Consider the following 12,286-nt stretch of genomic DNA (forward strand, 5'->3'; position numbering starts at 1 on the left):
GTCCTCGGCTGTCGAACAATGAAGGGACTTGGAGTGGCGGATCGCCTGATCGTGCGGGGTGCCCGTGAGCACAATCTGCGAGGGGTCGATCTCGATCTACCCCGCGACAGCCTGATCGTGTTCACCGGGTTGTCGGGCTCGGGTAAGTCGAGTCTCGCGTTCGACACGATCTTCGCCGAGGGCCAGCGACGTTACGTCGAGTCGCTGTCGGCGTACGCGCGCCAGTTTCTCGGTCAGATGGACAAGCCGGACGTCGACTTCATCGAAGGTCTGTCACCGGCGGTGTCCATCGACCAGAAGTCGACCAACCGGAACCCGCGGTCCACGGTCGGCACCATCACCGAGGTCTACGACTACCTCCGCCTGCTGTATGCGCGGGCGGGCACCGCGCACTGCCCGGTGTGCGGCGAGCAGATCGCGCGGCAGACGCCGCAGCAGATCGTCGACCAGGTACTCGACATGGAGGAGGGCACCCGCTTCCAGGTGCTCGCCCCGGTGGTGCGGACCCGCAAGGGTGAGTTCGTCGACCTGTTCGACCAGCTCAACGTGCAGGGTTACTCCCGGGTGCGGGTCGACGGCGTGGTGCACCCGCTCACCGATCCGCCGAAGCTCAAGAAGCAGGAGAAGCACGACATCGAGGTCGTCGTCGACCGCCTCACCGTCAAGGCAAGTTCCAAGCAGCGGCTCACCGACTCCGTCGAGACCGCGTTGCGGTTGGCGGAGGGCATCGTCGTCCTCGACTTCGTCGACCGCGAGGAGAACGCCGCCGACCGGGAACGCAGGTTCTCGGAGAAGTTGGCCTGTCCGAACGGCCACGCGCTGTCCATCGACGATCTCGAACCGCGGTCGTTCTCGTTCAACTCCCCGTACGGCGCCTGCCCCGAGTGCACCGGTCTCGGAATCCGCAAGGAGGTCGACCCCGACCTCGTGGTCCCCGACCCGGAACTGTCGCTCGAAGACGGCGCCATTGCACCCTGGTCGATGGGGCAGAGTTCCGAATACTTCGGCCGTCTGCTGTCCGGTCTCGGCGACATCCTCGGCTTCGACATGAAGACGCCGTGGAACAAACTCCCCGCGAAGGCACGCCGGGCGATCCTCGAGGGCAGCGAGGAGCAGGTCCACGTCCGGTACAAGAACCGGTACGGGCGTACCCGTTCCTATTACGCCGAGTTCGAGGGCGTCATGCCCTTCCTGCACCGCCGGCTCGAGCAGACCGAGTCGGACCAGATGAAGGAACGCTACGACGGCTACATGCGCGACACCCCGTGTCCCGCGTGTGGTGGCGCTCGCCTGCGCCCCGAGATCTTGTCGGTGACGATCGCGAACGAGAAGTTCGGCATGAAGTCGATCGCCGAGGTCTGCGAACTGTCGATCTCCGATTGCGCCGACTTCCTGAACAGCCTCACGCTCGGCAGCCGCGAGGAGGCCATCGCCGGTCAGGTGCTCAAGGAAGTCCAGGCCCGCCTCGGCTTCCTGCTCGACGTGGGCCTCGAGTACCTGTCGCTCGCACGCGCCGCCGGGACACTGTCCGGTGGTGAGGCGCAGCGTATCCGTCTCGCCACCCAGATCGGTTCGGGTCTGGTGGGTGTCCTGTACGTGCTGGACGAGCCGTCGATCGGTCTGCATCAGCGCGACAACCGGCGTCTCATCGAGACCCTGACGCGCCTGCGCGACCTCGGGAACACGCTCATCGTGGTCGAGCACGACGAAGACACGATCCGCACGTCCGACTGGGTGGTCGACATCGGACCGCTCGCGGGCGAGCACGGCGGAAAGGTCGTCCACAGCGGGCCATACCAGGAGCTGCTCGACTGCGAGGAATCCCTGACCGGTGCCTACCTGTCGGGTCGCAGCCACATCGAGATCCCCGCGATCCGCCGTCCCGTCGACCGCAAGCGGCAGGTCACGGTGATCGGTGCGCGCGAACACAACCTCGGGGGCATCGACGTCAGCTTCCCGCTGGGCGTACTTACGTCGGTGACCGGCGTGTCCGGGTCGGGTAAGTCGACGCTCGTCAACGACATCCTTGCCACGGTGATGGCCAACAAGCTCAACGGCGCCCGCCAGGTGCCAGGCCGGCACACCCGTATCAACGGGCTCGACCAGTTGGACAAGCTCGTGCAGGTCGACCAGTCGCCGATCGGCCGCACCCCGCGTTCCAACGCGGCCACCTACACGGGGGTGTTCGACAAGATCCGCACCCTGTTCGCCGCGACCACCGAATCCAAGGTGCGTGGCTACCAGCCGGGCCGGTTCTCGTTCAACGTCAAGGGCGGCCGGTGCGAGGCCTGCTCCGGCGACGGCACGCTGAAGATCGAGATGAACTTCCTGCCCGACGTGTACGTACCGTGCGAGGTGTGCCACGGGGCTCGGTACAACCGGGAGACGCTCGAGGTCCACTACAAGGGCAAGACCATTGCCGAGGTCCTGGACATGCCGATCGAGGAGGCCGCGGACTTCTTCGAGCCCATCACCTCGATCCACCGGTACCTCAAGACCTTGGTCGAGGTCGGTCTCGGATACGTCCGGCTGGGGCAGCCCGCGCCGACGCTGTCCGGTGGTGAGGCACAGCGTGTGAAGCTCGCCGCAGAACTGCAGAAGCGTTCGACGGGCCGCACGGTGTACATCCTCGACGAGCCCACGACGGGTCTGCACTTCGAGGACATCCGCAAGCTGCTGGGGGTCGTCAACGGGTTGGTCGACAAGGGCAACACGGTGATCGTGATCGAGCACAACCTCGACGTGATCAAGACGTCCGACTGGGTGGTCGACATGGGCCCCGAGGGTGGGTCCGGCGGCGGAACCGTTGTGGCACAAGGCACCCCGGAGGAGGTGGCGCAGGTACCGGAGAGCTACACGGGGCGGTTCCTCGAGAGCGTCCTCGCGGTGCCGGCGCCTGTTGCCGCAAAGCCGAAGGCGGCCAAGTCGTCGGCCACCCGGAAGTCCGCGTCGGCGAAGAAGACCGCCGCGGCCTCCGCGGCACCGCGCAAGCGGGCGCCGAAGAAGGCCGCAGCAGTCAGCTGAGTTCGGTCAGACCGTGGCGGCCGCGTTGATCGCGTTCGCCAGATCTGCCGGCCGCGACCACATCGGCCAGTGGCCGGTCGGCAGATCGAAATAGTCGACCTTCGCGATCTGCGCGAGCTCGGCGGCCATCGGGTGACCGGCCTCGGCCATCTGTCGGATGACCTCCGACGGGAAGCTGGTGCAGATCACTGTGGTCGGCACGTCCAGTCGGCTGCCGTCGCGGAGGTCGAGTCTGTCCCTCGCAGGACCGGCCGGTTCCGGCACCGCCCGGCTGCGGAACATGTCGAGCGTGGCGTCGTCCAGTCCGTCGAGACTGCTGCCTTCGGCCTCGAGTTCGGACCACGACGGAAGCGGGATCTCGGTGACCGCAGGATCGAGATCCTCACGGAGTGCGGCGCCGTCCTGCAGCGGGCCGGAGTCGACGTAGACCAGCCGGGCCAGTCGTTCGGGAACCCGGTCGCTCGCGGCGTAGGCGACCGGCCCGGCGCCGCTGTGTGCGACCACGACCGCACGCTCCGACGGCGGCGTCGCCGACACCGCGTCGACGACGGCGGAGATGTGGTCTTCGAGACGGATGGTGCTGCGATCGGTGTCCACCGAGTCGAGGCCGGGCAGGGTCAACGTCGTGACGTGATGTCCGTGGCCGGCGAGGTCGGATGCCACCGACTCCCAGGCCCACGCGCCGAGCCAGAATCCGGGAACCAAAATGATGTGAGTGGTCGAGTTGCCGGGTACTTCGCTTGTCCGAGTCATGAGACAACTGTGAACCCGCAACGGTGACATCAGCGTGTCACCGTATTTGTCACGGTCGCATAACGGAATTCGTCGGCGAGAATCGAGACTCTGTCGTGGTCGTTCGGCAGACTGCCCTCATGGACCGCCCAGCTCGCCTCCACGCCCTGACGGAAGAACTACGCCGGGCGGGGGACCGGGGCCGCACTGCGGAGCAGTTGGCCGCCCAGTTCGAGGTGACCACCCGCACGATCAAGCGGGACATCGCGGTGCTGCAGTCCTCCGGCGCGGCGATCCGGGCCACCGCGGGGCCGGGCGGGGGTTACGGGATCGTCGGGAACGGCACGCTGCCTCCGGTGAATTTCACGCCCGCCCAAGCGGTCTCGGTGGCTCTCGCCCTCACGGCGTGTCGCGACGCGCCGTTTGCGACCGACGGCCGGGCGGCGCTGGCCAAGTTGCTGGACGTGATGGACGCGGAGTCGAGGGAGCGGGTGGAGCGGCTCGGCGCGAAGGTGTGGATCCGGCGTGACGCCGAACTCGACAGCGCGGAACCGCCGATCCGCCGCGTCGTCGAAGAGGGTTTGCAGCGCGAACTGATGGTGTCGCTGCGCTATGTGGACCGGGACGGCGGCCGCACCGAGCGGGTCGTCGAACCACACCTGCTCGCTCACACGAGGGGGTCGTGGTTCCTGATCGCGTGGTGTCGGAGCCGGTCGGGTGTCCGGTGGTTCCGGCTCGACCGGGTGTCCGACGCCACCCTCACCGGCCGGTCGTTCGTCCCCCGCGATCCAGACCTCTTCGGCGAACCGCCGCGCGACGCCCACACCGTGTTCGACCGGTGAGGTCCGATCAGAGCGCGCGGGCAGCCGCCACGGATCGGTTCAGCAGCGACACGAGGACCGACTCGTCGACGTCGGCGAGTTTCTTGACGTAGAGGCAGCCCTTGCCGAGCTTGTGCTTGCCGAGTGCGGCGAGTTCGGCCTCGTGCTCGGTGAAGTCGAGCGAGAGGTACAGGGTGAGCGCCGAGGCCCGGGGGGAGAAGCCGATCAGGGCGGTATCGCCCTCGTGCCCGCTGGCATACCGGTAGTGACGGGAACCGAATCCGATGATGCTCGTGCCCCACATCGCGGGCGGCTCACCGCTCGCCGCGGTGAGCAGTTCCACCAGTCGCACACTGTCGGCGCGCTTGACCGGGTCGGCGACGGTGTCGAGAAAGTCGTCGACTCCGGCCGGCGTCTTCCGGGTCTTGTTGCTGCTCGCCATGTCAGTACACGGGGCCGGTGTACTTCTCGCCGGGACCCTTGCCGGGCTCGTCGGGGTGCGAGGATGCTTCGCGGAACGCCCGCTGCAATGCCTGGAGGCCTTCGCGGATCGGTCCGGCATGCGGTCCGAGGTACTCGATCGATGCGGTCACCAACCCGGCGAGGGCGGTGATGACGCGCCGGGCCTCGTCGAGGTCGAGGTGCGGGCTGGACTCGGGATCGGGGTCGGACAGGCCGAGCTTCTCGGCTGCCGAACTCATGAGCATGACCGCGGCGCGGCTGATGACCTCGACCGAGGGAACGTCGGCCAGCTCCCGGACGTCGGTATTCTGGTCGCCGCCGGCCGGGGTGCCTTCGTTCGGGGTGTGATCGCTGTTGTCCGTCATGCCTTAGAGGATTCCACCAGTGTCCGGCGGCGCAACGTCCCGGTATCGATTAGCTCACGACGTGCGCAAATGTTACCCTTGACGCAACGACCGCCTTCGGATTTGTCGGGGGCAGCAAGTGGAGTCCGACTCCCACCTCTGCGCGGCAGGTGAAACTGCAGCTCAGTGGTCCGGTCGCTCGGTCCGAGGCTACTCGGGTCGAGTTCCTCGAGTGTGAGGAGATGAGGGATCGGCGTGAGCCGTGAGTTCGTCTGATCGGTCGACATCGGGCCCCGCATGGTGAGAAGAATTCACCGCAGCGGGGCTTTTTTGTTGGGAATCCGGGCGTACGGGCTGCCGGCGGTCTCGAGACAAGACCGTTCAACCTAGGAGGCCCCATCAGCACTGAGACCCGCATCAACGATCGCATCCGAGTTCCTGAGGTCCGCCTCGTCGGACCCGGAGGTGAACAGGTTGGCATCGTGCGTGTTGAAGATGCACTCCGCTTGGCCCTCGAGGCCGATCTCGACCTGGTCGAGGTGGCCCCCGACGCTCGCCCGCCGGTCTGCAAGATCATGGACTACGGCAAGTTCAAGTACGAGGCCGCGCAGAAGGCGCGTGAGTCGCGCAAGAACCAGCAGCTCACGGTCATCAAGGAGCAGAAGCTCCGCCCCAAGATCGACGATCACGACTACGAGACGAAGAAGCGCAACGTCGTTCGCTTCCTCGAAGCCGGATCCAAGGTCAAGGTCACGATCATGTTCCGCGGACGTGAGCAGTCGCGTCCGGAACTCGGATTCCGACTGCTGCAGCGTCTCGGTGCAGACGTCGCGGATCTCGGGTTCGTGGAGACGTCCGCCAAGCAGGACGGTCGAAACATGACGATGGTGCTCGCTCCGCACAAGGGCGCGAAGACCCGTGTCAAGGCGCAGGAAAGCGCCGCGGCGCCGCCGGCGCAGCGGGCTGCTCCGGCACCTGCCGAAGCGGCACAGGCTCCGGCGACACCTGCGGAGCAGGCGGGCGGCAGTGCGCCCGGCGAAGCGCCGACCAGCTAGTCCGACTACACCAGCACGACCCGGATCACGGTCCGGAAACAGAGAACTGAGGACTCCATGCCCAAGTCGAAGACCCACAGCGGCACCGCGAAGCGATTCAAGGTGTCCGGCAGCGGAAAGATCCTGCGCCAGAAGGCCGGTCGCCGCCACCTGCTCGAGCACAAGGCCACGAAGGTGACCCGTCGCCTCGATGGCGTGGCTGTCGTCAGCAAGGCTGACACTCCTCGCATCAAGCGCCTGCTCGACATCTGAGTCGACACCCCTTTTACTGACCACCCGGGGCAGCTCACCGCCCCAAGATTGACAGGATTTTTCAGTGGCACGCGTAAAGAGGGCGGTAAACGCCCAGAAGAAGCGTCGTTCGATTCTCGAAGCCTCCAGCGGCTACCGCGGACAGCGCTCGCGCCTGTATCGCAAGGCCAAGGAACAGCAGCTCCACTCGCTGACCTACGCCTACCGTGACCGCCGTGCGCGCAAGGGCGACTTCCGCAAGCTGTGGATCACGCGTATCAACGCTGCTGCACGGGCGAACGACATCACGTACAACCGCCTGATCCAGGGTCTGCGTCTGGCCGAGATCGAGGTCGACCGCAAGAACCTCGCCGAGCTGGCTGTCTCCGACGCGGCGGCATTCGCCGGCCTCGTGGCACTGGCCAAGGCGGCGCTCCCGGCCGACGTGAACGCTCCCGCCGGAGAAGCAGCCTGAGTCTCGTACCCCGGCCTTTCGAGCCCCGGCCTATTGAGCCTCGGAAACGACCCGTGGACCCGCTCACCGAGCGCACCCCACGGGTCGTTTCTGCTGTCAAGCTGCTGAGAACGGCGGAGCGCCGCAAGGTCGGACGTTTCCTGGTGGAGGGCGAGAACTCCGTCGGCGAGGCACTCGGCACCCGGGCCGTGCACGACCTCTTCTACACCGAGGACGCGGAGCAGCGGTATGCCGGGTTGATCGACCGTGCGCACACCGCGGGTGTCCGCACGGCGCTGGTGACGGACCGGGCGGTTCGGGCGCTGAGCGATACCGTGACCCCACCGGGTCTCGTCGCGGTCTGCGACCTTCTCGACGTACCGCTGGCCGACGCGGTGCGACCCGGAATCCGTCTGCTCGCGGTTCCGGTCGCGGTCGCGGAGCCGGGCAACGCGGGAACCGTCATCCGGGTCGCGGACGCGGTGGGCGCGGACGCGGCGATCCTCGCGGGCGACAGTGTCGACCCGCACAACGGCAAATGCGTCCGGGCATCCGCGGGCAGCCTCTTCCACCTTCCGGTGGTGCGAGAGCGGGACACCGCCGCGGTACTCGACAGCATCAGCGCGGCCGGAATTCAGTTGCTCGCCACGGCGGCGGACGGCGAAGTCGATCTGGACGACGCCGACGAACTGCTGGCCCGCCCCACAGCGTGGCTGTTCGGCAACGAGGCGCACGGTCTCGACGCGGCCATCTCGGCGCGGGCGGACCACCGTGTGCGGATTCCGATCCACGGCCGTGCCGAGAGTCTCAACCTGGCGACGGCGGCGTCGATCTGCCTGTACTCGAGCGCGCGGATCCAGAACCGCAGGCGAACCGACAGCTGAAACGGCGAAAATCGGATCGCATAAGATTTGACGGCGAGCTGTTTCGGTTTCGTCGTGAGTGTTGACTGAAAGAACTTAAGGAGTGGCACCGGTCGTGGCTAAAAAAGAGGGCGCTGCCTCGGGGTTCGAAGGCAACGCGGTCGATGCGAGCGCGCTCACCGACGACGCTCTGACTGCGGCAGCGGAGAGCGCCGAGAAGGCGTTCGCTTCGGCAGCGGATCTCGACGACCTGGCGAAGGCCAAGGTCGAACACATGGGTGACAAGTCGCCGATCGCCCTCGCCCGCCGCGGACTCGGAGCCCTCCCGGGTAAGGAGAAGGCCGACGCGGGCAAGCGCGTGAACGTCGCCCGTACCCGGATCTCCGCGGCATTCGACGATCGCCGCGCCGTGCTGCTCGCCGAGCGCGACGCCGCCGTCCTCGTCGCCGAGTCCATCGACGTGACGCTGCCGTCGCAGCGTCAGCCGGTCGGCGCCCGCCACCCGATCAGCATCATCTCCGAGCAGGTCGAGGACGTGTTCGTGGCCATGGGCTGGGAGGTCGCCGAGGGCCCGGAGGTGGAGACCGAGCACTTCAACTTCGATGCGCTCAACTTCCTGCCGGATCATCCCGCGCGGACGATGCAGGACACGTTCCACCTCGCGCCGGAGGGCTCACGCCAGGTGCTGCGCACACACACGTCGCCGGTGCAGGTACGCACGATGCTGTCGCGCGAGGTGCCGATCTATGTGGTGTGCCCGGGACGGACGTTCCGCACCGACGAACTCGACGCCACACACACCCCGGTCTTCTCCCAGGTGGAGGGGCTCGCCGTCGACAAGGGCCTCACCATGGCTCACCTGCGCGGCACGCTCGACGCGTTCGCCCGCGCACTGTTCGGTCCCGAGACTCGCACACGGATGCGCCCGAACTACTTCCCCTTCACGGAACCATCCGCCGAGGTGGACGTGTGGTTCCCGAACAAGAAGGGCGGCGCGGGCTGGGTCGAGTGGGGCGGCTGCGGCATGGTCAACCCGAATGTGCTGCGCGCCTCCGGAATCGACCCCGACGTCTACACCGGATTCGCGTTCGGCATGGGACTCGAGCGCACGCTGCAGTTCCGGAACGGGATTCCCGACATGCGCGACATCGTCGAGGGCGACGTGCGATTCACGCTGCCCTTCGGTGTCCAGGGCTGACCCGGCGTCACCCGAATCCCGCCCACCACAGTCACGACATTTTCACGAACGAGAGAGCTGAGCAGACGTGCGAGTAGCGCAATCCTGGCTGACCGAGATCCTGCAGCGTGCCACCCCGGACTGGGACGTCACCGCGGAGGAGTTGGACGCAGGTTTCGTCCGGGTCGGGCTCGAGGTCGAGGAAGTCGACCGGCTCGAGCTCGTCGACGGCCCGCTCGTGGTCGGCAAGGTTCTCGAGATCACCGAGCTCACCGAATTCAAGAAGCCGATCCGTTTCTGCAAGGTCGACGTGGGGGCGGCCGAGCCGCAGGGCATCGTGTGCGGCGCCCGGAACTTCGCCGAGGGCGACCTCGTCGTGGTCGCTCTGCCAGGCGCGGTCCTTCCCGGCGGTTTCGCTATCGCGTCCCGTAAGACGTACGGCCAGGTCTCCGACGGAATGATCTGCTCGGTCGCCGAACTCGGAATCGGCAAGGACCATTCGGGCATCCTCGTCCTCGAGCCGGGCACCGCGCTGCCGGGCGCGGACGCCAACGAGCTGATGGGCCTGCACGACACCGTCATCGAACTCAATATCACCCCGGACCGCGGCTACTGCTTCTCGGTGCGCGGGCTCACGCGTGAACTGGCGTGCGGCTTCGACCTCGACTTCGCCGACCCGGCGTCGGTGGCGCGGTACCCCGCGGAGGGGGAGGCGTGGCCGATCCGCGTCGAAGCCGAGTCGAAGGCGCGGCGGTTCGCCGCCCGCCGGGTCACCGGTATCGATCCGACGGCGGTCAGTCCGTGGTGGCTGCAGCGCCGGTTGCTGCTGTCGGGCGTTCGCCCGATCTCGCCGGCCGTCGACGTCACCAACTACGTGCTGCTCGAACTGGGCCAGCCGTTGCATGCGTTCGACGCCGCGAAGATCAGCGGTGAGCTCGTGGTGCGGCGTGCGGTGGCCGGCGAGAAGCTGACGACTCTCGACGAGGCCGAGCGCGTCCTCGACCCCGAGGACGTCGTCATCGCCGACGACTCGGGCGTCGTGTCGCTGGCCGGTGTCATGGGCGGCGCGTCCACCGAGGTCGGGTCGGATACCACCGACATCCTGCTCGAGGCGGCCACGTGGGATCCGCTCGCGGTGTTCAAGACCGCGCGCAGGCACAAGCTGTCGAGTGAGGCGAGCAAGCGTTTCGAGCGCGAGGTCGACCCGGAGATTCCGGTGGCGGCACTGGACCGGGCGGCGTCGCTGCTCGTGGACATCGCCGGCGGCCGAGTCGAGTCGGTGCTCACCGACATCGGTGAGGTCACCCCCCACGAACCCATCCACATGGACATCGACCTTCCGGACCGCGTGGCGGGGGTCGATTACCCCAACGGCACGGCAGCACGCCGGCTGACGCAGATCGGCTGCAACGTCGAGGTCGGTGTCAGCGACAGCGGTCACGGCCAACTCGTTGCCGGTCCGCCGTCGTGGCGCCCCGACCTGGTGCAGCCTGCCGACCTGGTGGAGGAGGTGCTGCGCCTGGAGGGTCTCGAGAAGATTCCGTCGGTGCTGCCCGCCGCACCGGCGGGTCGCGGGTTGACGTCTGCTCAGCGTCGCAAGCGTGCTGTGGGCCGTGCCCTCGCGTTCTCGGGGTACGTCGAGATCCTTCCGCCTGTCTTCCTGCCCACCGCGGTCTTCGACACGTGGGGCCTGGACGCCGAGGATCCGCGCCGAACCACCAGCAGGGTCCTCAATCCGCTCGAATCGGATCGGCCGGAACTCGCGACCACGCTGCTGCCCGGACTTCTCGAGGTCCTCGCCCGCAACGTCTCCCGTGGTCAGCGCGATCTGTCGTTGTTCGGCGTCGCGCAGGTCGTGCTGCCGGGCCCCGACACCAAGCCGGTCGAGGCGCTTCCGGTGGACCGGCGTCCGACCGACGAGCAGATCGGAGCGCTGCTGCAGTCGCTGCCGGACCAGCCGGTGCACGTGGCCGCGGTGCTCACCGGTCAGCGTGAGCCCAGCGGTCCGTGGGGTGCGGGACGGGCCGCAGACGCCACCGACGCGTTCGCCGCTGCCCGGACGATCGCGGCGGCGGCGGGTGTCGATCTGGAGTTCCGCGCCACGCAGTACCTGCCGTGGCACCCGGGCCGCGGCGCGGAGCTTCTCGTCGACGGCGCCGTCGTCGGACACGCGGGCGAGCTGCACCCGGCTGTGCTGGAGCGGTCCGGTCTTCCTCCGCGGACGTGTGCCGTGGAGATCGATCTCGACGCGTTGCCGCTCCGGGGGAATCTGCCCGCGCCGAAGGTCTCGCCGTTCCCGGCGGTCCTTCAGGACGTGGCGGTTGTGGTCGACACCGCGGTACCCGCGGCTGAGGTCCAGGCGGCCCTGCGGTCGGGTGGCGGCGACCTTCTCGAGGACATCCGGCTGTTCGACGTGTTCGAAGGTGAGCAGGTCGGGGACGGCCGGAAGTCGCTGGCGTTCGCGCTGCGATTCCGCGGCGTCGATCGCACGCTGACCGAGGACGAGGCGAGCGCCGCCCGCGATGCCGCCGTCGCCGCCGCGTCTGCCGCGGTGGGTGCCGAACTGCGCAGCTGACCCGTAGCCTGGGTGGTGGGCCCGAGGCGGTGAGGAGCAGTGCGATGAGCGAAGTGCGCGACGTCGTGGCGGCGGCGAGTCAGCTGACCGACGCGGAGTTCCTCGAGGTGGTGCGGGCGGTCGCCGCAGGTCGTCCGGGTCTCGGTGCGCTCCTCGCCGCCGTCGACGTCGGTGCTGCGGTACCGGCGGAGGATCCGGTGACGGCGGAGGTCGTGCCCCACTTCGCGCCCGGTGTGCCCGAGCCCGACTACACCGCGGGCGGTGTGCCCGAGCCCGACTACACCGCGGGCGGTGTGCCCGAGCCCGACTACACCGCGGGCGGTGTGCCCGAGCCCGACTACACCGCGGGCGGTGTCCCGACGTTCGATCGCGTGCGCGACCGGATCGAGAACCGGTTCGGGACGGCGATGGGGTCTTCCGAACTGGCGCACGAGAGTCCGTCGGGGCAGTCGCTGGACGAGGCGTGGGAAGCGCGGGAGAAGGCGGGAAAGGCAAAACTCGACGAGATCCGGCGGTCGCTCGGCAAGCAGTGACCGCGGACGGCGCTT

12 protein-coding genes are annotated in these 12,286 nt (G+C 67.9%); 9 read left to right on the forward strand and 3 right to left on the reverse strand.

The genetic code is table 11. The features are described from left to right. Nucleotides 1-33: 33 nt before the first annotated feature. Nucleotides 34-3,024 carry an excinuclease ABC subunit UvrA gene (gene uvrA / locus RJ1_RS17430; protein ID WP_176582807.1) on the forward strand — a complete coding sequence of 997 codons (2,991 nt, stop codon included), beginning with the start codon at nucleotides 34-36 and terminating at the stop codon, nucleotides 3,022-3,024. Nucleotides 3,025-3,030: 6 nt separating this feature from the next. Here the strand turns inward: uvrA and RJ1_RS17435 are convergent, their stop codons facing one another. Then, the gene (locus RJ1_RS17435; protein ID WP_073361941.1) at nucleotides 3,031-3,777 is read right to left on the reverse strand and encodes an alpha/beta fold hydrolase; all 747 of its coding nucleotides are present in this window, start codon (nucleotides 3,775-3,777) and stop codon (nucleotides 3,031-3,033) included. Nucleotides 3,778-3,896: 119 nt separating this feature from the next. Here RJ1_RS17435 and RJ1_RS17440 point away from each other — a divergent pair, with 119 nt between their 5' ends. After that, nucleotides 3,897-4,598 carry a helix-turn-helix transcriptional regulator gene (locus tag RJ1_RS17440; RefSeq protein WP_073361943.1) on the forward strand — a complete coding sequence of 234 codons (702 nt, stop codon included), beginning with the start codon at nucleotides 3,897-3,899 and terminating at the stop codon, nucleotides 4,596-4,598. 7 nt (nucleotides 4,599-4,605) lie between these two features. On the opposite strand, the gene RJ1_RS17445 is transcribed toward RJ1_RS17440, so the two are convergent. Then, nucleotides 4,606-5,019, reverse strand: coding sequence for a DUF1801 domain-containing protein (locus tag RJ1_RS17445; protein ID WP_073361945.1), 414 nt, complete (start codon nucleotides 5,017-5,019; stop codon nucleotides 4,606-4,608). A 1-nt stretch (nucleotide 5,020) separates the two neighbouring features. Beyond that, nucleotides 5,021-5,404, reverse strand: coding sequence for a DUF1844 domain-containing protein (locus tag RJ1_RS17450; RefSeq protein ID WP_073361947.1), 384 nt, complete (start codon nucleotides 5,402-5,404; stop codon nucleotides 5,021-5,023). 377 nt (nucleotides 5,405-5,781) lie between these two features. Between RJ1_RS17450 and infC the strand changes: the two genes are divergently transcribed. The 7 genes from infC (at nucleotide 5,782) to RJ1_RS17485 (ending at nucleotide 12,271) form a co-directional block, all read left to right on the forward strand. Beyond that, entirely contained in the window at nucleotides 5,782-6,438 is a 657-nt protein-coding gene (infC, locus tag RJ1_RS17455) for a translation initiation factor IF-3 (protein ID WP_073361949.1), read from the forward strand. A gap of 57 nt (nucleotides 6,439-6,495) precedes the next feature. Next, nucleotides 6,496-6,690 (forward strand): 50S ribosomal protein L35, encoded by a 195-nt coding sequence (gene rpmI / locus RJ1_RS17460; protein ID WP_005247390.1) that lies wholly within the window; start codon nucleotides 6,496-6,498, stop codon nucleotides 6,688-6,690. Nucleotides 6,691-6,754: 64 nt separating this feature from the next. Beyond that, on the forward strand, nucleotides 6,755-7,144 hold the full coding sequence (rplT, locus tag RJ1_RS17465; protein WP_005247385.1) for a 50S ribosomal protein L20: 390 nt from the start codon (nucleotides 6,755-6,757) through the stop codon (nucleotides 7,142-7,144). 53 nt (nucleotides 7,145-7,197) lie between these two features. Continuing rightward, complete coding sequence (locus RJ1_RS17470) at nucleotides 7,198-8,007, forward strand: TrmH family RNA methyltransferase (protein WP_073361951.1); 810 nt, start codon at nucleotides 7,198-7,200, stop codon at nucleotides 8,005-8,007. A gap of 94 nt (nucleotides 8,008-8,101) precedes the next feature. Next, nucleotides 8,102-9,184 (forward strand): phenylalanine--tRNA ligase subunit alpha, encoded by a 1,083-nt coding sequence (gene pheS / locus RJ1_RS17475; protein WP_073361994.1) that lies wholly within the window; start codon nucleotides 8,102-8,104, stop codon nucleotides 9,182-9,184. Between the two features lie 67 nt (nucleotides 9,185-9,251). Beyond that, entirely contained in the window at nucleotides 9,252-11,738 is a 2,487-nt protein-coding gene (gene pheT / locus RJ1_RS17480; RefSeq protein ID WP_073361952.1) for a phenylalanine--tRNA ligase subunit beta, read from the forward strand. Between the two features lie 44 nt (nucleotides 11,739-11,782). Further along, nucleotides 11,783-12,271 carry a hypothetical protein gene (locus tag RJ1_RS17485; protein ID WP_073361953.1) on the forward strand — a complete coding sequence of 163 codons (489 nt, stop codon included), beginning with the start codon at nucleotides 11,783-11,785 and terminating at the stop codon, nucleotides 12,269-12,271. Nucleotides 12,272-12,286: the final 15 nt, after the last annotated feature.

Origin of the sequence: Rhodococcus jostii NBRC 16295 (assembly GCF_001894825.1) — a bacterium.
Lineage (GTDB): Bacteria > Actinomycetota > Actinomycetes > Mycobacteriales > Mycobacteriaceae > Rhodococcus_F > Rhodococcus_F jostii.

Bases quoted from the DNA above. Each gene is read 5' to 3' on its own strand.
- RJ1_RS17445 (WP_073361945.1), bottom strand. From the start codon at position 5,019: ATGGCGAGCAGCAACAAGACCCGGAAGACGCCGGCCGGAGTCGACGAC.
- rpmI (WP_005247390.1), top strand. From the start codon at position 6,496: ATGCCCAAGTCGAAGACCCACAGCGGCACCGCGAAGCGATTCAAGGTG.
- RJ1_RS17435 (WP_073361941.1), bottom strand. From the start codon at position 3,777: ATGACTCGGACAAGCGAAGTACCCGGCAACTCGACCACTCACATCATT.
- RJ1_RS17440 (WP_073361943.1), top strand. From the start codon at position 3,897: ATGGACCGCCCAGCTCGCCTCCACGCCCTGACGGAAGAACTACGCCGG.
- RJ1_RS17450 (WP_073361947.1), bottom strand. From the start codon at position 5,404: ATGACGGACAACAGCGATCACACCCCGAACGAAGGCACCCCGGCCGGC.
- RJ1_RS17485 (WP_073361953.1), top strand. From the start codon at position 11,783: ATGAGCGAAGTGCGCGACGTCGTGGCGGCGGCGAGTCAGCTGACCGAC.